12 protein-coding genes and 1 pseudogene are annotated in these 19,460 nt (G+C 66.5%); 9 read left to right on the forward strand and 4 right to left on the reverse strand.

Annotated features, from left to right (window positions below; all coding sequences use genetic code 11):
* The first annotated feature begins 8 nt into the window (after window positions 1–8).
* The 7 genes and pseudogenes from AC06DU_RS14905 to AC06DU_RS14935 all read left to right on the forward strand — a co-directional run bounded on the left by AC06DU_RS14905 (window position 9) and on the right by AC06DU_RS14935 (window position 12,398).
* On the forward strand, window positions 9–2,690 hold the full coding sequence (locus AC06DU_RS14905) for a beta-mannosidase (RefSeq protein WP_478202722.1): 2,682 nt from the start codon (window positions 9–11) through the stop codon (window positions 2,688–2,690).
* Between the two features lie 237 nt (window positions 2,691–2,927).
* Complete coding sequence (locus AC06DU_RS14910) at window positions 2,928–5,597, forward strand: glycoside hydrolase family 3 C-terminal domain-containing protein (RefSeq protein ID WP_478202723.1); 2,670 nt, start codon at window positions 2,928–2,930, stop codon at window positions 5,595–5,597.
* Between the two features lie 46 nt (window positions 5,598–5,643).
* Window positions 5,644–5,808: pseudogene (locus AC06DU_RS14915) on the forward strand (6-phospho-beta-glucosidase); the annotation flags it as partial.
* Between the two features lie 234 nt (window positions 5,809–6,042).
* Window positions 6,043–7,503 carry a glycoside hydrolase family 125 protein gene (locus AC06DU_RS14920; protein WP_478202724.1) on the forward strand — a complete coding sequence of 487 codons (1,461 nt, stop codon included), beginning with the start codon at window positions 6,043–6,045 and terminating at the stop codon, window positions 7,501–7,503.
* 134 nt (window positions 7,504–7,637) lie between these two features.
* On the forward strand, window positions 7,638–9,980 hold the full coding sequence (locus AC06DU_RS14925; RefSeq protein WP_478202725.1) for a GH92 family glycosyl hydrolase: 2,343 nt from the start codon (window positions 7,638–7,640) through the stop codon (window positions 9,978–9,980).
* Window positions 9,981–10,022: 42 nt separating this feature from the next.
* Window positions 10,023–11,864 (forward strand): glycoside hydrolase family 35 protein, encoded by a 1,842-nt coding sequence (locus AC06DU_RS14930; protein WP_478202726.1) that lies wholly within the window; start codon window positions 10,023–10,025, stop codon window positions 11,862–11,864.
* Window positions 11,865–12,182: 318 nt separating this feature from the next.
* Window positions 12,183–12,398, forward strand: a complete 216-nt coding sequence (locus AC06DU_RS14935) for a hypothetical protein (protein ID WP_016904393.1) — start codon at window positions 12,183–12,185, stop codon at window positions 12,396–12,398.
* A gap of 72 nt (window positions 12,399–12,470) precedes the next feature.
* On the opposite strand, the gene AC06DU_RS14940 is transcribed toward AC06DU_RS14935, so the two are convergent.
* Complete coding sequence (locus AC06DU_RS14940; protein ID WP_102580839.1) at window positions 12,471–12,800, reverse strand: RebB family R body protein; 330 nt, start codon at window positions 12,798–12,800, stop codon at window positions 12,471–12,473.
* Window positions 12,801–13,206: 406 nt separating this feature from the next.
* Here AC06DU_RS14940 and AC06DU_RS14945 point away from each other — a divergent pair, with 406 nt between their 5' ends.
* Window positions 13,207–14,319, forward strand: coding sequence for a sialidase family protein (locus AC06DU_RS14945; RefSeq protein WP_478202727.1), 1,113 nt, complete (start codon window positions 13,207–13,209; stop codon window positions 14,317–14,319).
* 931 nt (window positions 14,320–15,250) lie between these two features.
* On the opposite strand, the gene AC06DU_RS14950 is transcribed toward AC06DU_RS14945, so the two are convergent.
* The 3 genes from AC06DU_RS14950 to AC06DU_RS14960 form a co-directional block, all read right to left on the reverse strand.
* Window positions 15,251–15,982 carry a copper homeostasis protein CutC gene (locus AC06DU_RS14950; RefSeq protein ID WP_184577708.1) on the reverse strand — a complete coding sequence of 244 codons (732 nt, stop codon included), beginning with the start codon at window positions 15,980–15,982 and terminating at the stop codon, window positions 15,251–15,253.
* Window positions 15,979–17,043 (reverse strand): glycosylasparaginase, encoded by a 1,065-nt coding sequence (locus AC06DU_RS14955; protein WP_046346022.1) that lies wholly within the window; start codon window positions 17,041–17,043, stop codon window positions 15,979–15,981. Before AC06DU_RS14955 ends, AC06DU_RS14950 begins: the two co-directional genes overlap by 4 nt.
* A 581-nt stretch (window positions 17,044–17,624) precedes the next feature.
* Complete coding sequence (locus AC06DU_RS14960) at window positions 17,625–17,888, reverse strand: hypothetical protein (protein ID WP_478202728.1); 264 nt, start codon at window positions 17,886–17,888, stop codon at window positions 17,625–17,627.
* 61 nt (window positions 17,889–17,949) lie between these two features.
* Here AC06DU_RS14960 and AC06DU_RS14965 point away from each other — a divergent pair, with 61 nt between their 5' ends.
* Window positions 17,950–19,434, forward strand: coding sequence for a vWA domain-containing protein (locus tag AC06DU_RS14965; RefSeq protein WP_478202729.1), 1,485 nt, complete (start codon window positions 17,950–17,952; stop codon window positions 19,432–19,434).
* The last annotated feature ends 26 nt before the right edge of the window (window positions 19,435–19,460 follow it).

Here is a 19,460-nt window from a genome sequence, read left to right on the forward strand (position 1 = left end):
AGTCATCCATGCCCCTGTCCCGTCATCGTTGCGTTCCCGCCCCCGCCCGCCTCGGGCTTGCCCTGGCCGTTGCCATCTCGCAGGCCTGGGCCGCGCCGCCCACCGTGACGCCGCTGGACAGCGGCTGGCAGGTGCGACTGGTGCCGGGCCAGGAGCAGGCCAGGACCTATCCGAAAGCGGCAGCGTGGTTGCCGGCGCAGGTGCCGGGCGCGGTGCAGACCGATCTGATCGCCGCCAAGATCGTGCCGGACCCGTTCTATCGCGACAACGAAGGCAAGATCCAGTGGGCGGGCCTGAGCGACTGGCAATACCAGACCCGCTTCAACGTGGATGCGGCCACGCTCAAGCGCGAGCATGTCGAGCTGGTGTTCGACGGCCTGGACACGTTTGCCGAGGTCACCCTCAACGGCAAGCCGCTGCTCAGCGCCGACAACATGTTCCGGCAGTGGCGCGTGGATGCCAAACCCCTGCTCAAGCGCGGCGACAACGTGCTCGAGGTCAAGCTGTTCTCGCCGATCAAGAAGATCCAGCCGTGGCTGGCCAAGCAGCCGTACGCGCTGCCGGGCGCCTACGATTCCGCCTTCGGCGACGAGCCCGAGTCGCGCCACAGCTCCACCTATGTGCGCAAGGCGCCGTACAACTTCGGTTGGGATTGGGGCCCGCGCATGGTCAATGCCGGCATCTGGAAAGACGTGCGCATGGAAGCCTGGGATGCGGTGCGCGTGGACGGGCTGCATATTGCCCAGCAACGCGTGGATGCCGACAGCGCGCAATTGCAGGCGCAGCTGGAACTGCAGGCCGGCCGCAGCGGCCCGGTGCAGGTGACGCTCGACGTGCTGGGCCCGGATGGGCAGAAAGTCGGGCAATTCACCCAGCAGGCAGTGGTCGACCCGGGACAGAACCGCATCGATCTGCCGGTGCGCATCGCCAAGCCCAAGCGCTGGTTCCCGGCCGGCTACGGCGCGCAGGACCGCTACACCTTCGTGGCCAGCGTGCGCGATGCCGATGGCGACAGCCAGCAGATCAAGCGGGTGACCGGCCTGCGCTCGGTGGAGCTGCGGCGCGAGAAAGACAAGTACGGCAAGAGCATGGAGATCGTGATCAACGGCATCCCGATCTTCGCCAAGGGGGCCAACCTGATCCCGCTGGATGCGTTCCCCGCGCGCGTGAGCCCCGAGCGCATGCGCAGCACCTTGCAGGATGCGCGCGATGCCAACATGAACATGCTGCGCATGTGGGGCGGCGGGCACTATCAGGACGACCGCTTCTACGAGGTGGCCGACGAGCTGGGCATCATGATCTGGCAGGACTTCATGTTCGGCGGCGCGGTGCCGCCGTACGACGTGGAATTCCGCGAGAACACCCGGCAGGAGGCGATCGAACAGGTCAAGCGCCTGCGCGACCATCCCAGCATCGTGCTGTGGTGCGGCAACAACGAAGTGCAGACCGGCTGGGAAAACTGGGGCGACCGGGTCAAGTTCAAGCAGTCAGTGGACCCGGAAGAACGCAGCCGCATCGAGCGCGGCATGACCACCTTGTTCGGCACCGTGTTCCGCGAAGTGGTGGCCACCTACGACAGCGACGTGCCGTACTGGTCCACCTCGCCGGGCACCAACTTCGACGGCGCCGCCGACCAGGCCAACGATGGCGACATGCATTACTGGAAGGTCTGGGGCGGCCCCGCGCTGCCGGTGACCGAATACCTCAACGTCACCCCGCGCTTCATGTCCGAATACGGCCTGCAGTCGTTCCCGGACATGCGCACCGTGCGTGCCTTCGCCGAAGCCGGCGACATGGATCCGGAATCGCCGGTGATGCGCGTGCATCAGAAGTTCGACAAGGGCAACGGCAACAAGCGGCTGATGCTGTACATCCGCCGCGAATTCGGCGAGCCCAAGGATTTCGAGAGCTTCGTCTACCTGAGCCAGCTGATGCAGGCCGAAGGCATCAACCTGGCCGCCTCGCATCTGCGCGCCTCGCGCCCGCAATCGATGGGCTCGTTGTACTGGCAGCTCAACGATGTGTGGCCGGGTGCGTCGTGGTCCAGCGTGGACTACTACGGCCGCTGGAAGGCGCTGCACTACCACGCCCGCCGCTTCTACGCGCCGGAGCTGATCGCCGCATTGCGTAACGACAAGGGCCAGACCGAGGTGTCGCTGGTCTCCGACCGCACCACCCCGCTGGCCGCGCGTTGGCGCATGCGGGTGATGAACATGGACGGCAAGCTGCTGAGCAAGCGCGAGGAAAAGGCCACCGTCAAACCGCTCAGCAGCCTGCAGGTGGGCAACTTCAGCGACAAGCAGTTGCTGGGCAGCGCCAATCCCAAGCGCAGCTACGCGGTGTTCGAGTTGTTCGACGGCGACAAGCTGCTGTCGCGCGAGGTGGTGTTCTTCGCGCCGGCCAAGCAGCTGGCGTTGCCGGCCGCCAAGATCGACAGCCAGTGGCGCGCCGATGGCGATGGCTATGCGCTGACGCTGTCCAGCAAAACGCTGGCACGCGAGGTCTGGCTATCGTTCGGCGATGTGGATGCCACGCTGTCGGACAACGCGTTCGACCTGTTGCCGGGCGAGCCATTGACCGTGCATGTGAGCAGCAAGGCGGCGCTGGCGCAGTTGCAGTCCACGCTGCAGGTGCGCGATCTGGCGAGCACCCTGGCCGGTGCACCGCCGGAGCCGGCCGAGACGAAGTAAGCCGCGCCGGGAACAGGCGTCAGGCGATGGCGCAGCGCTCGTCTCAGGGCGCTGCGCCATACGCAAAGCCGGCGCGTGGCGCAGTGACTGCGGTCCCGGGCGCAGGTCGCATCCGATTCGGCGTCCGATCAGCAACCACCACTGCGCCAAGTGTCACCAACCGCTGCCCGCGGTGTCGCTGCGGGCAATCCAAGAACAACGCGTGACGGCCAGTCGCCGCCCCGCAGGAGTGAGCAGATGTCGTTGTCCATGTTTCCATGCCGCCTGGCGGTCGCGCTGAGTCTGGGTCTGGGCCTGCCGCTGGTCGGCGCGCCGGCGTTGGCCGCAACACAACCCGATGCGACGCCGGAGCAACGCGCCGCCGCGCTGGTCGCGCAGATGAGCCGCGAGGAGAAAGTCGCGCAGGCGATGAACGATGCACCGGCGATTCCACGCCTGCGCATCCCCGCCTACGAGTGGTGGAGCGAAGGCCTGCACGGCATCGCACGCAATGGCTACGCCACGGTGTTTCCGCAGTCGATCGGCCTTGCCGCCAGCTGGAATACCGCGTTGATGCAGCAGGTGGGCACGGTGGTGTCGACCGAAGCGCGCGCCAAGTTCAATCAGGCCGGCGCCCCGGGCAAGGATCACAAGCGCTATGCGGGCCTGACCATCTGGTCGCCCAACATCAATATCTTCCGCGACCCGCGCTGGGGCCGTGGCATGGAAACCTACGGCGAGGATCCCTTCCTCACCGGGCAATTGGCGGTGGGCTTCATTCGCGGGCTGCAGGGCAACGATCTGGATCACCCGCGCACCATCGCCACGCCCAAGCACATCGCCGTGCACAGCGGCCCGGAGCCGGGCCGGCACAGCTTCGATGTGGACGTGTCGCCGCGCGATGTGGAAGCGACCTATACGCCCGCCTTCCGCGCCGCCCTGATCGACGGCCAGGCCGGCTCGGTGATGTGCGCCTACAACTCGCTGCACGGCACGCCGGCCTGCGCGGCCGACTGGTTGCTCAACGGCCGCGTGCGTGGCGACTGGGGCTTCAAGGGCTTTGTGGTGTCCGACTGCGATGCGGTGGACGACATGACCCAGTTCCATTACTTCCGCCCGGACAATGCAGGCTCGTCGGCTGCAGCGCTCAAGGCCGGGCACGATCTCAATTGCGGGCATGCCTATCGCGAACTCGGCACGGCGATCGAACGTGGCGAAGTGGATGAAGCCCTGCTCGACCAATCGCTGGTGCGCCTGTTCGCCGCGCGCTATCGCCTGGGCGAACTGGAAGCGCCGCGCAAGGATCCGTATGCAAAGCTCGGTGCCAGGGATATCGATAACGCCGCCAACCGTGCGCTGGCACTGAAGGCCGCTGCCGAATCGATCGTATTGCTCAAGAACGAGGCCGGCACCCTACCGTTGAAGGCCGGCACGCGGCTGGCGGTGATCGGGCCGAATGCCGATGCGCTGGCAGCGTTGGAAGCCAACTACCAGGGCACCTCGTCCACGCCGGTCACCCCGCTGCTCGGCCTGCGCGAGCGCTTCGGCGCGCAGCAGGTGAGCTATGCGCAAGGTGCGCCGCTGGCCGCGGGCGTACCCGGCATGATTCCGGAAACCGCGCTGCGCAGCGACGGCAAGCCGGGCTTGCGTGGCGAATATTTCGATAATGTCGAGCTGGACGGTGCGCCGCGCACGGTGCGGCAGGACCGCACGGTGAGTTTCAACTGGGATCAGGTCGCCCCCGCAAAGGGCGTGCCGGCCGATCACTATGCGGTGCGCTGGAGCGGCGAGTTGTTGCCGCCGAGCGCGGGCGACTACACGCTGGCGGTACGGGTGGCGCGCTGCTTCGACTGCGCCGGCCACGACCCGGTGCGGCTGTACATCGACGACAAGCTGGTGGTCGCCGGCAATGCCGAAGACAAGCACGTGCCGGCCGGCATGCACAACGCCGACGGCCGCAGCGTGGAAACCGTGCTGCACTTCGGCGACACCCGCCCGCGCAAGATCCGCCTGGAAATGGAACACCGCGGCCAGGACCAGGGCGTGCGCCTGGAGTGGCTGGCACCGGCGGCCGCGCAACTGGCCGAGGCCGAGCAGGCGGTGGCGCAGGCCGATGCGGTGGTGGCCTTCGTCGGCCTGTCGCCGGATGTGGAAGGCGAGGAACTGCGCATCGATGTGCCCGGCTTCGACGGCGGCGACCGCAACGACATCGCCCTGCCCGCCCCGCAGCAGGCGCTGCTGGAACGGGCCAAGGCCTCCGGCAAGCCGCTGGTGGTGGTGCTGATGAGCGGCAGCGCAGTGGCCTTGAACTGGGCCAAGACGCATGCCGATGCGATCGTGGCGGCGTGGTATCCGGGCCAGTCCGGCGGCACCGCGATCGCGCGCATGCTGGCCGGCGACGACAACCCCGGCGGGCGCCTGCCGGTGACGTTCTATCGCTCCACCAAGGACCTGCCGCCCTACGTCAGCTACGACATGAAGGGCCGTACCTACCGCTACTTCAAGGGCGAGCCGCTGTTTCCGTTCGGCTACGGCTTGAGCTACACCAGCTTTGCCTACGCCGCGCCGCAGCTGTCCACTGCAACCCTGCAAGCCGGCAGTCCGTTGCAGGTGACCACCACCGTGCGCAACACCGGCACGCGTGCCGGCGACGAAGTGGCGCAGGTGTATCTGCAGTATCCGGGTCGCCCGCAGTCTCCGTTGCGCAGCCTGGTCGGCTTTCAGCGTGTGCATCTGAAGCCCGGCGAGCAGCGCACGTTGCGCTTCACCCTGGATGCGCGCGCGTTGAGTGATGTGGATCGCGCCGGGCAGCGTGCGGTGGAAGCCGGCGATTACATGCTGTTTGTCGGCGGTGGCCAGCCCGGCACCGGCGCGGCTGGCGAGGCCGCAGCGTTCTCGATCTCGGGGCGTTCGCCGTTGCCGAAATAAGTGCGGCATCTGCGCAACATGCAACAGGCGTCGGCTGTCATGGCCGGCGCTCAGCGGCAGCCACCTGGACGCCTGCAAGGCGATGCTGATCCACCCGGCGATCGGCGAGTGGAGCCCGTCGCGGCGCATGCTGGACGAACTGTTCGGGCATCCACACGACGATGGCCACTGCGCGGGGCCGGCGCACTGGCGCGGGCATGCGGCCGGTTGAAAGCCGGTGCCGCGCGACCGCGGAGGACGCGGACCAGCCACTGCCGCCACGGCCGCAGGCCACGCGTACGGCGCCGAATTGTGCGGGCGCACTATGCACATTCGGCGCACACGTTGTATGGTCATCGGGAATTGGTCATGCAGAGGTCTCATCATCGGCCCGGCACCAGATGCCGCCGCTGCAAGGATGTCCGCTGCGTCGACCGCTTGCTGAAATCCCAGGGAGCTCCAGGTCATGCACACCCGCCGCGACATCCTTCAGTTGCTGGGCGCCAGCGCGGGCGCCGGCCTGCTCGCCGGCGCATTGCCCGCCTTCGCCGCCCCCGTTGCCGGCACCTCCACGGCTGCCGGCAACTTCGTCAGCAAGCGCCCGCCCAAGGCGCAGCGCCGCTTCGTCAGCAAGGCGGTCGAGCAGCAGATCGTGCAGATCAAGGCGCGCATTGCCGATCCCGAACTGGCCTGGCTGTTCGAGAACTGCTACCCCAACACGCTGGACACCACGGTGGAAACCGGCACCCGCAACGGCAAGCCGGACACCTTCGTCATCACCGGCGACATCCATGCGATGTGGCTGCGCGACTCCTCCGCCCAGGTGCACCCGTATGTGCCGCTGGCCAGGCGCGACCCTGCCTTGCGGCGCATGTTCCATGGCCTGATCCAGCGCCAGGCCGCCTGCATCCGGCTGGACCCTTACGCCAACGCCTTCCTGCCCGATGGCCAGACCGAGCGCCTGAAGTGGTCGCTCAACGACATCACCGAGATGAAGCCCGGCGTGGGCGAGCGCAAGTGGGAAATCGATTCGCTGTGCTACCCGATCCGCATCGCGCACGAATACTGGCGCGCCACCGGCGATGCCGCCCCGTTCGACGACGACTGGCGCGCGGCGATGCAGGTGGTGGTCAGAACCTTCCGCGAGCAGCAGCGCAAGGACAACCGCGGCCCCTACGTGTTCCAGCGCCCCTCGCCGTTGGCGACCGAGACCCTGGTGCTGGAAGGCTACGGCCAGCCGACCCGGCCCAACGGCATGATCCACTCGATGTTCCGCCCCTCCGACGATGCCTGCGTGTATCCGTTGTTCGTGCCGGCCAACCTGTTCGCGGTGGCCTCGCTGCGCCAGCTGGCGATGATGAGCACGGCCCTGCATCGCGATGCCGCGTTCGCCGCCGACTGCACCGCGCTGGCCGACGAAGTGGAAGCGGCGACACGCAAGTTCGGCCAGCAACGCGACGCCGATGGGCAGGCCTACTGGGCATTTGAAGTGGACGGTTACGGCAACCAGTTGTTCATCGACGACGCCAACGCCCCCGGCCTGCTCAGCCTGGCCTACCTGGGCTGCTGCGACCGCGCCGACCCGGTATTCCTGCGCACGCGCCAGCTGGCCTGGAGCGAACGCAACCCGTATTTCTCGCGCGGCAGCGCGGCCGAAGGCGTCGGCAGCCCGCACAGCGGCATGGGTACGATCTGGCCGATGTCGATCATCCAATACGCGCTGGTCAGCGACGACGACGCGCAACTGCGCCAATGCCTGCAGTGGCTCAAGACCACCCATGCCGGCACCGGTTTCATGCACGAGGCCTTCGACAAGGACAACCCGAGCAGCTTCACCCGCGACTGGTTCGCTTGGGCTAACACTTTGTTTGGCGAACTGATCATCGACCTGCACCAACGCAAACCCCAGCTGCTGCGCAGCGCCTGATTTCAGGAAGGGCCCGCCCTTGCAACGCGGACCTGCAGAGCGCTTGATCTTCCCTTCTCCCGCCGGGAGAAGGGGCCCGAAGGGCGGATGAGGGTAGGCCCGCCCCACTTCGTGACATCCAAGAGCACATCACCATGGCAACACGACGCGGTTTTCTCCAAGGCGCCATCGCGGCGGCACTGTTCGGCAGCGCAGGCCTTTCCGGGCTTGCACGCGCACGCGCCGGCAACTACGCACTGCCGGCCGATGCGCGCACCCGCGCCGAGCTCACCCGCCACGTCGATGTGTTCATCGGCACCGGCGGCCATGGCCACACCTTCCCCGGTGCGACCCTGCCGTTCGGCATGGTGCAGCTGAGTCCGGACACCTACAACGCGGTATGGGATTCGTGCTCCGGCTATCACGAGTCCGACGGCTCGATCATGGGCTTCTCGCACACGCACCTGTCCGGCACCGGCATCGGCGACATGCTGGATTTTCTGCTGGTGCCCGCCACCGGCGAAGTGAAGCTGGTGCCCGGCGCACTCGACGCACCGGACAGCGGTTACCGCTCGCGCTACGACCATGCCGACGAAGCCGCCTCGCCCGGCTATTACCGCGTGCGGCTCAAGGACAGCGGCGTACATGCCGAACTCACTGCCACCGCGCGCGCCGGCCTGCACCGCTACCACTTCCCCAAGGGCAAGCCGGCGCATGTGCTGCTGGATCTATGCCACGGCATGCAGGACAAACCCGGCATCCCCACCCGCATCACCGACGCGCAACTGCGCGTGGTCGACGACCGCACGCTCACCGGTGGCCGGCGCGTCTATCAATGGGCGCAGGGGCGCTACATCTATTTCGCGATGCGGCTGTCGCGGCCGTTCAAGCAGGTGCAGCTGTACAACGAAGACCAGCCGCTGGCCGCAGGCACGCGCAACGTGGACGGCGTGCACCTCAAGGCCGCATTGCACTACCCCGACGCAGCCGACGCACCGCTGCTGATCAAGGTCGGCATCTCCGCGGTCAGCGCCGACAATGCGCTGGCCAACCTGGATGCGGAACTGCCGGACTTCGACTTCGCCCGCGTGCATGCGCAAGCCGTGGCCGCCTGGGAAAAGGAACTGGCACGGGTACGCATCGACAGCGATGACGATGCGCAGCGCCGCATCTTCTACACCGGCCTGTATCACAGCCTGCTCGCGCCCACCCTCTTCAGCGACGTGGATGGCCGCTACCGCGGCATGGACCTGCAGATCCACACCGTCCCCAAGGGCTATCACAACTACAGCACCTATTCGCTGTGGGACACCTACCGTGCCGCGCATCCGCTGCTCACCCTGGTGCAGCCCGAGCGCGTACCGGACCTGATGCAATGCCTGGTGCGCGGCGCCAACGAATGCCCGGACGGCGTGGGCATCTGGCCGCTGCAAGGTGTGGAAACCGGCTGCATGATCGGCTACCACTCGGCGGTGGTGCTGGCCGAGGCGCATGCCAAGGGTTTCACCGGCATCGACTACACCGCCGCCTGGCCGGCCTACCGCAAGCGCGCCATGGACGACACCACCCATGGCCTGGCGTACTACCGCAAGCTCGGCTACATCCCCGCCGACAAGGTGGACGAAGCGGTCAGCCGCACGCTGGAATACGCCTACGACGACTGGGCCTGCGCGCATCTGGCGCAGGCCGCCGGTGCCACCGACGATGCACGCGCACTGCGCGAGCGCTCGCGCAACTACCGCAACGTGTTCAATCGCGACAGCGGCTTCGTACAGGCGCGTCTGGAAGACGGTAGCTGGGCCACGCCGTTCGACCCGCGCGGCATGGGCCATATCAACAAATGGCGCGACTTCACCGAGTCCAACGCCTGGCAGGCCAGCTTCCTCAATCAGCACGATCTGTACGGCTACATGGACCTGTACGGCGGCCGCGACGGCTTTGTCGCCAAGCTCGACGAGCTGTTTTCCACCAGCTCCGAACTGCCCGCCGATGCGCCACCGGATATCGACGGCCTGGTCGGGCAGTACGCGCACGGCAACGAGCCCAGCCATCATGTGGCCTATCTGTTTGCTTACGCCGGCCAGCCGTACAAGACCCAGGCGATGGTGCGCCGGCTGCTGCGCGAGCAATACCACGACGCGCGCAATGGCCTGTCCGGCAACGAGGACTGCGGGCAGATGAGTGCCTGGTTCGTGCTCAGTGCGCTCGGGCTGTATGCGGTGGACCCGGTCAGCGGCAACTACGTCCTCGGCAGCCCGCTGTTCAAGCGCGCAGAACTCGATGTCGGCAACGGCCGCACGCTGCGCATCGTCGCCAACAACAGCAGCGCGCAGAACGTGTATGTGCAGGCGCTGAGCTGGAACGGCAAACCGACCAACCGCAGCTGGATGCGGCATGCCGACCTGGCCGCTGGCGGCACGCTGGAATTCACCATGGGCGCCAAACCAAATCCGGCCTTCGGCGCAAACAAGGAGGACCTGCCGCCTTCGTTTGCTTGATGTTTGTCCTCACTCGTCACTCGTTACCGCCGAGAATCGCCCATGTTGCGCAGCACCCTCAGCCCCCTCGTCCTGGCCCTCGCGCTGGCGCTTCCCGTCGCCGCCAATGCCGCCGACACCCACAGCTGGCCCAGCTTCGGCACCCAGGGCACGCAGTTCGTGCGCGACGGCAAGCCGTATCAACTGCTCTCCGGCGCCATCCATTTCCAGCGCATCCCGCGTGACTACTGGAAAGACCGCCTGCAGAAGGCGCGCGCACTGGGCTTGAACACGGTGGAGACCTACGTGTTCTGGAACCTGGTCGAGCCGCAACAGGGCCGGTTCGACTTCACCGGCAACAACGATGTGGCCGCCTTCGTACGCGAGGCCGCCGCGCAAGGCCTCAACGTGATCCTGCGGCCCGGCCCCTACACCTGCGCCGAGTGGGAAGCCGGCGGCTACCCCGCCTGGTTGTTCGGCAAGGACAACATCCGCGTGCGCAGCCGCGACCCGCGCTTCCTCGCCGCCAGCCAGGCCTATCTGGATGCCGTGTCCCAACAGGTGCGTCCGCTGCTCAATCACAATGGCGGGCCGATCATCGCCGTGCAGGTCGAGAACGAATACGGCTCCTACGACGACGACCACAACTACATGGCCGACAACCGCGCCATGTACGTCAAGGCCGGCTTCGACGACGCCTTGCTGTTCACCTCCGACGGTGCCGACATGCTCGCCAACGGCACCTTGCCGGACACCCTGGCGGTGGTGAACTTCGCCCCCGGCGAGGCCAAAAGCGCGTTCGACAAACTGATCAAGTTCCGCCCCGACCAACCGCGCATGGTCGGCGAATACTGGGCCGGCTGGTTCGACCACTGGGGCAAGCCGCACGCCAGCACCGACGCCAAACAACAGACCGAAGAACTGGAGTGGATCCTGCGCCAGGGGCATTCGGCCAACCTCTACATGTTCATCGGCGGCACCAGTTTCGGCTTCATGAATGGTGCCAATTTCCAGGGTAATCCCAGCGACCATTACGCCCCGCAGACCACCAGCTACGACTACGACGCCATCCTGGACGAAGCCGGCCGCCCCACCCCCAAGTTCGCGCTGATGCGCGACGCCATCGCCCGCGTCACCGGCGTACAGCCGCCCGCGCTGCCCAAGCCGATCGCGATCGCGGCGCTGCCGGAGACGCCGCTGCGCGAATCCGCCTCGCTGTGGGACAACCTGCCCGCCCCGATCGCCATCGACACCCCGCAGCCGATGGAGCACTTCGGCCAGGACTACGGCTACATCCTCTATCGCACCACCGTCACCGGCCCGCGCAAGGGGCCGCTGTACCTGGGCGAGGTGCGCGATGTAGCGCGGGTGTATGTCGACCAGAAGCCGGTCGGCACTGTCGAGCGCCGGCTGCAGCAGGTCTCCACCGATGTGGATATTCCGGCCGGCCAGCACACGCTGGATGTGCTGGTCGAAAACAGCGGCCGCATCAACTACGGCCCGCGCATGGCCGACGGCCGCGCCGGGCTGGTCGACCCGGTGCTGCTGGACAACCAGCAGCTCACCGGCTGGCAGGCCTTCCCGCTGCCGATGCGCTCGCCCGACAGCATCCGCGGCTGGACCCGCACCCCCGTCGCAGGCCCGGCCTTCCACCGCGGCACGCTGCGCATCGGCACACCGACCGACACCTATCTGGACATGCGCGCCTTCGGCAAGGGCGTGGCCTGGGCCAACGGCGTCAACCTGGGCCGCCACTGGGCCATCGGCCCGCAGCGGGCGTTGTATTTCCCGGCCCCGTTCCAGCGCAAGGGCGACAACGCCGTGGTGGTGTTCGACCTGGACAGCACCGCCAAGCCCGGCGTGCGCGGCCTGCAGCAGCAGGTGTGGATTACGCCGAAGGAGTAACCGGCACGCGGGTGGCGGGCGCTGGCGATCGCGCACCGGTCCGGGACGGCGATCGCAAGCCGCACGCCCATCCCCCATCGACGCCCAACCCAACCGCCAGGCAACCCGCCGGGCGCCCCCGGAGCGACACCCCTTCAGACCGCCGCGCGCCCGCCGCTATCTGGAGGTCCGCTGCCCGCGCAGCGTCTGCTACCAATTGTGGTATCGGACCGACCGCATTCCAGGCAAGATCACCGGCTCACGCCGTTGTGGAAGGCAGTGGCGCATTCCCGTCGTCCTATCGGGCGACGGTCAGATCGTGAGTTCCAGGAGCGTTTCATGTCGTCGTCCACCGTTACGCAAGACCCTGTCTCCGCGGTTCCGGAGCAGACCCAGCACGCCTTCGCCGAACACGTTCACAGCAAGCCCGCGCCCAGCCAGCCGATCGGCAGCACCGAAGCGGCGCACCTGATGACCTTCCTGTGCCAGACCCACTCGGCCAAGCAGCCGCAGATCCTGTTGCCGCCGCAGGCGCGCGACGACGACGCGGCCTGAGTGCGACGACGCTCGCGTCAGCAATGGCAATAGCAACATTGGCGACAGCACTGCCGCTGTCGCCAGCCGCCGTTATTTGCCGGTGTTGAACGCATTGAGCACGGTGAGCAGACTGGTCAGATTGTCGGCGACACCCGCTTGCGCGATCTTCTCGACATCCGCCGCCGAGGCGGTCGTATCAAGGCTGTAGATCTGCATCACGCCCTGGTTGCTGGCGGCCTGCGACAGGGTGTTTTGCTGCTGTTGCACCGATACCGCGTTCTGAAACAGGATGCCGCTCGAATGCGCCATGCTCTGGTAGATCGTGCTCGTCGCCATTGCAGGCGCCTCGCCAATGACCTTGACGTTGGACTGCGTGACAGCATCGGTGATCTGGTCGTTGACTGATGTTGGAAAAGCCATACGTGTGCTCCTGAGTGGACGGATACACGGCACTGCGCGTTGTTGCACGCCAATCGGCCCTGACAGCCGGTCGCAGCTGTTTACCGCGTCGCAGTGCGCCGCCCAAACACCAGGCACACCGCACACCGTGTCATCTCGATAACGGCCTGCTCGCGTACGACTGAATCCTCGCAACGCCGCTTCGCGATGGACGTCGCAGGCGCAGCAAAGTCCTGCGTCATGGCGGTGGGCAGGATCAGCGCGGTCAGGCCGAGTGCAGCCAGCCAGCGCAACGGGAAAGTGGGCGTGACGACATCGCGGCGCCTCGCCGTGGTCGGTGACCACGGCCGCCTGGGATGACCGGGGAACATGGTATTTAATAGATAATAAATAGGTATCTTTAAAATCCGCACAGGACTTCACCACGATGCTCCCGTCACGCCTGCTGACCTGCCTTATTGCGAGCCTTGCCGCCTGCGCAGTTCAAGCCGAATCGCCCATGCCGCCGCCCTCCCCCATTGTGCTCAGCGAATTCATCGCCGACCCGGCGCCGACGCCACAGGCGCACGCCTCCACGCTGCTGGAAACCCGCGACGGCACGCTGCTGGCGGCCTGGTTCGGCGGCGCGCACGAGGGAGCGGCCGATGTCGGTATCTGGCTCGCACAACGCGGCGCGCAGCACTGGCAGCCGCCGCGACGCATCGCCGATGGCGCGCACGCAGGCACCAATGGCGCCGCGCTGCCGGCCTGGAATCCGGTGTTGTTCCAGTCCGGCACCGGCCCGGTGCAGCTGTACTACAAGCTCGGCCCGAATCCGCGCGATTGGTGGGGCCTGCGCACCACTTCCGATGACGACGGTGCGCACTGGTCGCCGCCGCAGCGCCTGCCCGACGGCATTCTCGGCCCGATCAAGAACAAGCCGGTGCAATTGCCGAATGGACGCATCCTGGCACCCAGCAGCAGCGAAGACCGCGGCTGGCGCGCGCATCTGGAATGGAGCGACGACGACGGCGCGCACTGGCAGCGCGGCATGCCCCTCAACGACCCGGCGGTGATCGGTGCGATCCAGCCCAGCGTGTTGCTGCATGCGGACGGGCGCGTGCAGGTGCTCGGGCGCAGCCAGCAGAACAAGTTGTTCAGTACCTTCTCGCAGGATGGCGGCCTGCATTGGCAACCGATGCAGCTGCTGGATGTGGAGAACCCCAACTCCGGCACCGATGCGGTGATGCTGCGCGACGGCCGCGCCCTGCTGGTCTACAACCCCGGCATCGCCGGCAAGGACTGGTGGGATGGTCGCGGCACGCTTGCGGTGGCGCTATCGACCGACGGCGTGCATTGGCAACGCGCCCTCACGCTGGAAAACAGTGCAAAAGACGAGTTCTCCTATCCGGCGGTGATCCAGACCCGCGATGGTCTGGTCCATATCAGCTACACCTGGAAGCGCCAACGCATCAAGCATGTCGTCCTGGATCCGACACGACTTGGCAGCGAGGCAGATGACATGAAATCGCCGCAGTCATTGCTCGGAAGTGTGCAATAGACCGTACGATCGAGGGCGCGGTGCCCTCGCCGCTTGCGGGACACGGCATAAACCTGTCCGTGGATGCTCCTTGGCGGCATCCATCATGCTCTGCTTGCAAACACGCACACCGACCATCTCGGCTGGTCCTTGCCCGCTCACCGTCGCGGGACCTTACGCGGCATGGATGCCGCGTAAGAGCCTACATGGACGTACTTGCGGCGTGTCCTGCGATGGTGGGCGGGCAAGGGCCCTGCAACCAAGCACCAGATCAGACGCTTTTCCCCCGCTTCTTACACAGTGCCCGTCTGAGCTCAACACAAGAGCTTTGCCGCCGTTTCAATGCAGCAAAGCTTGGTGGTCGTGCACACAAGCAACTCGCCGACCGCCGCTCCTGCTCTTGTCCATGCATACCGACCATCTCGGCAAGTCCTTGCCCGCCCACCGTCGCGGGACCTTACGCGGCATGGATGCCGCGTAAGAGCCTACAAGGACGTACTTGCGGCGTGTCCCGCGAGGGTGGGCGGGCAAGGGCCCTGCAACCAAGCACCAGATCAGACGCTTTGCGTTGGCTGCTTCCACAGTTACCCGTCTGAGCTCAACACAACATGACCTCTTGAGCTCGGCCGCCGTTTCAACGCAGCAAGCCTGGTGGTCGTGTGCTGATAGAACTGCACAAGCGACTCGCAGACCGCCGCTCCTGCTCTTGTCCATGCATACCGACCATCTCGGCAAGTCCTTGCCCGCCCACCGTCGCGGGACCTTACGCGGCATGGATGCCGCGTAAGAGCCTACAAGGACGTACTTGCGGCGTGTCCTGCGATGGTGGGCGGGCAAGGACCCGGCAGCCAAGCTACAGCTCACATGCCACGTCTTCGCTTCACCTAAATTGCCAAGCCACAGCGTGCAAAAAGGTCCCAGCTCACGTGCTCCACAATCGGCACACAGCGCCTCACAGCTCTTGCAACACCCCCACGATCTGCCGCACACGCGCCACATCGGTACGCTGGTAGTCGCCGCCCAGATCGGTGATATACGCGTGCGGCGCATGCACCTGCGCCGCAACCGGCCCACGTGAGGAAGCATGGAATTCGCGCGCGCCGGTGTTGGCGCGCAGCGCACGCACATTGCTTTCGGACACGCCCGCACCCGGCATGATGCTGATGCGGTCGCCCGCCTGCCGCACCAATGCGGCAATGGTGTCGACACCTTCAAGCGCGCTCGCACGCGCACCGGAGGTCAGCACGCGCTCGCAGCCCAGCGTGATTGCATCTTCCAGCGCGCGCGACGGATCGGCACTGACATCGATCGCACGATGAAAGGTCACGCCCAGCGAACCGGCTGCGGCGATCAACACCCGCATCGTGCCCATGTCGACCTGCCCGTGCGGATCCAGCGCGCCTAGCACCACGCCATCGCAGCCCAGCCGCACGCATTGCTCCACATCGCGCCGCATCACCTCGACCTCTGCCGCGTCGAAAACGAAGTCGCCCACGCGCGGACGGATCAATACGTATAGCGGAATCTGCAATCGCTCACGCACCACCGCCAGCGTGCCGAACGATGGCGTCAGCCCGCCGCCATCCAGGCCCCCGCAGAGTTCGACCCGCATCGCACCGCCTTCCTGCGCCGCCAATGCGGACCCCACCGAATCGGCGGCCACTTCCAGCCCCAACGCACTCATGCTGCAGGCTCGGTGGTGTAGTGGCTTTCGCCGGGCACCAGCAGATCCTGCCGCTGCGCATCGCAGACCGCGTAACTGAAACCCTTCTGGATCGCGAACGCCCCCACCTCGCCGCGCTTGTTCATCGCCAGAAATCCTACCTGCAAGGTGCGGGTGAGTTCGGGCTTGCGCCGGATCAGCCGCATCACCACCTCGCGGCAGGCATCGGCCGGCGACTTGCCCTGGCGCATCATTTCCACCACCGCAAAACTGCCGACATTGCGGATCACCTCTTCGCCGACGCCGGTCGAGGTCGCACCGCCCACCTCGTTGTCCACGTACAGGCCCGCGCCGATGATCGGGCTGTCGCCGACCCGGCCGTGCATCTTCCACGCCATGCCGCTGGTGGTGCACGCGCCGGACAGGTTGCCGTGCGCATCCAGCGCCAGCATGCCAATGGTGTCGTGATTGTCCTTGCCGCCCGGCAGTTTCGCATCGCGCCAGGCGCGGTTTTCGATATTGGCTTCCGGCGAATACTTCGAGGTCTTCAACCACTCTTTCCACGCCGCTTCCGAGCTGGGCGTGAGCAGCTTGGTCTGCGGAAATCCCTGCTCCAGCGCGAACTGCCGCGCGCCATCGCCGACCAGCATCACATGCGGGGTTTTTTCCATCACCGCGCGCGCCACCGAAATCGCATGCACCACATCTTCCAGCGCCGCCACCGAGCCGCAATTACCCAGGTGATCCATGATGCAGGCGTCCAGCGTCACCCGGCCGTCGCGGTCCGGATAGCCGCCCAGCCCCACGGTGGGATTGCTCGGGTCCGCTTCGGGCACCCGCACGCCGGCTTCCACCGCATCCAGTGCGATACCGCCGCTGCCAAGGATTTTCCAGGCCGCCTGATTGGCGGCAATGCCGAAATCCCAGGTGGAAATCACCCGCGCCGCGCCGCGCGGCAGCGCGGTAACGCGTCCGGCCGTGCCGGCACCGGCGGCCGCCTGCGCACGTGCGCCCCACCCGGCCAAGCCGGAAGCGATCGCACCAAGCGTGGCGCTCTTGAGAAAGTGACGACGTTGGATCATCCGGGCGAACTCCATGCAGGAAGAAGACAGGCAACCGCAGTGCGCGGCCATAGCCTTCCATCATGCGGCAGCACCGCGCGCGGATAAACCGCCTTGCGGCGCCCAGCAGTGCGGATTCGCGCATAACGCGCAGCAATGACTGTAAAGCCCCTCTCCCACAGCGGCGAGAAGGCACGGCTTGCGCGCGGGCCTTGGAGCGCCCGCGCTGCTGGCGCGGGCCGGGACGCGGAGCGGAGGTCGGGGTGAGGGTACGGGGCGACCGGCACCGCCCTGCAGCGCCGTGCCCTCATCCGGCGCTAGGCGCCACCTTCTTCCAATGGGAGAAGGGAAGCATCAAGCCCCTCTCCAACGGGAGAGGGGTTGGGGTGAGGGTACGCAGACAAGTGATGCCCATCGCCCAGCCCTCCCCGCAGCGGGCACTGCACACAGCACTCAGCAGCGATCGAAAAAAAATCTTCACCCCAGTTAACCCCGTTTGCCGCACTGGTCCGTTTACTCAACAGAGGCGCAGTGCACGGCGACCTCGGACGGTCCGTTGTTCACCCATCCCTTTTCGCCACGCAAAGGATTCCCATGCCCCGTCACAGCCTTCTTGCGCTCGCCTTGCTGCTGAGCGCCTGCTCGCACGAGCCGACCCAGCCGAACAGCGACAGTTCGCGCACCACCGTGCTGCCTGCAACCGCGCAGCCATCGCCATCCACCGCTTCGACACCCGCGCAGATCGAGGGCAGTCTCGCAGCGCCTGCCCTCGCCCACCCCATGCAGCCGCCGTCTGTGCCGAGTCCAGCACCGGCACCATCGCCATCCGCAATGCCGATGCTGATGCCGATGCCAGCAGCGCCCATCGCACTTGAGGCCTCGGTTGCACAGCGGGCGCCAAGCGCCAAGTGGGTCGCACAACGCCCAATGCTCGACAACCGCATGCCGATGCCGCCGCTCCTGCCGGCACCGGCCGAAGACCGCGAAACCTATCAAACGCTGCGCGACAACCCGATCGTGCAGACTGCGGCGAATCCGGTGTCCACCTTCAGCATCGACGTGGACACCGGCAGCTATAGCAATGTGCGGCGCTTCCTGAGCGCAGGCACGCTACCGCCGGTGGACGCCGTGCGTGTGGAAGAGCTGATCAACTACTTCCGCTACGACGACCCCGCACCCACCAACGGCCAACCGTTCGCCGTGCGCACCGAACTGGCGCCCACGCCCTGGAACAACGACAGCCTGCTGTTGCGCGTCGGCATTGCCGGCCGCGACATCGCCAGCGCCGATCTGCCGCCGGCCAACCTGGTGTTTCTGGTCGATGTCTCCGGCTCGATGGACTCGCCCGACAAACTGCCGCTGCTGCAATCCTCGCTCAAGCTGCTGGTGCGTCAGTTGCGGGCGAAAGATCGCATCACCCTGGTGACCTATGCCGGCAACACCGCAGTCGTGCTGCCGCCCACGCCCGGCGACCAGCAGGGCCGCATCATCGAGGCCATCGACAGCCTGCAATCGGGCGGATCCACCGCCGGCGCCAGCGGCATCGAACTGGCCTACAGGGCTGCCCAGCAAGCCTATCTGCGCGGCGGCATCAACCGCATCCTGCTCGCCACCGATGGCGACTTCAATGTCGGTGTCACCGACTTCGATCAGCTCAAGGGCATGGTCGCCGAAAAGCGGCGCTCCGGCGTGGCGCTGTCCACGCTCGGCTTCGGCACCGGCAACTACAACGACACGCTGATGGAACAGCTGGCCGATGCCGGCGACGGTGCCTACGCCTACATCGACTCGGCGCTGGAAGCACGCAAGGTACTGACCCATGAGCTCGGCGCCACGCTGGCCACGATCGCGCGCGACGTCAAGATCCAGGTCGAATTCAATCCGGACACGGTCAAGGAATATCGCCTGATCGGCTATGAAAACCGCGCACTGCAACGCGAGGACTTCAACAACGACCAGGTCGATGCAGGCGAGATCGGCGCCGGCCACACCGTCACCGCGCTGTATGAAATCACCCCGACCGACGGCCACGCATCGGTGGACCCGTTGCGCTATGCCAACACCCCCACACCTCGAAAAGTGCGTGCAATCGACAGCGAACTGGCACACGTCAAACTGCGCTACAAACTGCCCGATGCACAACGCAGCCGATTGCTCGACACGGTGGTCCGCAGCAATCAGCGCCGGGCCTTGAACGCCACCAGCGATGCCTTCCGCTTTTCCGCCGCAGTGGCCGGGTTCGGTCAGCGCCTGCGTGGCGGCACTCAGCTGCACGGCTGGGATTATCCGCAGGTGCGCGCCCTGGCCGCGGCCAGCCTGGGCAGCGACCGCTTCGGCTACCGCGCCGATTTCCTGCAGATGGTGCAGCAGGCCGATGCACTGAGTAGCCGGCCAATCGCAACCACCGACTGATGCGCGCGGCACCTGCCTATACTGCG

The sequence above is a fragment of the Xanthomonas sp. NCPPB 3200 genome (assembly GCF_056393585.1).